At 41.7% G+C, this 521-nt stretch carries 1 protein-coding gene; it reads right to left on the bottom strand.

The genetic code is table 11. The features are described from left to right. Positions 1 to 166: 166 nt before the first annotated feature. A partial coding sequence (locus FH871_RS34650) for an MATE family efflux transporter (RefSeq protein ID WP_212768348.1) occupies positions 167 to 521 on the bottom strand: 355 nt, incomplete at its 5' end.

The following is a 521-nucleotide window of genomic DNA, read 5'->3' as shown; positions in this document are numbered from 1 at the left end:
AGTATCCAAAAATACTTTCAAATTCGCCTAACAACCACTATAAGAGTCATTTTATAGCTAAGAGAAAACGCTGTCAACTTTGACGAGGCAGAGCAAAGATACTTAATCATTCAAAAAAATTACACGTTTATAACAAAGGTAGAGAAAAGCAAAGCGAAAAGCATTATCAGCAAGGGTAGCAATCCAAACTGCGGCCAGGCCGTAACCCATNGATAATCCACATTCCTAGGCTTGTTGCATAGAAAGGCAGTTTAGCCTGACCAAGTCCCTGCCAGACTGCTGTATAAATCAGGGTCCCCGACGTCATTAGACTACCGATAAAAGCGTAAAATATAACAATACTACTATAGACAATAACACTAGCATTACTAGTAAAAAGACTTGATAACTGCTCACCCAGAAGGAAGACTAAGCCCCCAACAGCCAGCATGAGCAAGCTGGCTGCCCAGTAGGTCTCGCGAACAATTTTCCTGAGCGCTTGATAGTCCTTTTGTCCCAGACTGTGTGCAACTAAGATAACA

The organism is Larkinella sp. C7 (genome assembly GCF_006149005.1).
In the GTDB taxonomy this organism is placed as follows: domain Bacteria; phylum Bacteroidota; class Bacteroidia; order Cytophagales; family Spirosomataceae; genus Larkinella.
The sequence above is the reverse complement of the archived record's forward strand: the minus strand, read 5'-3'. Positions and strand labels throughout refer to the sequence as shown.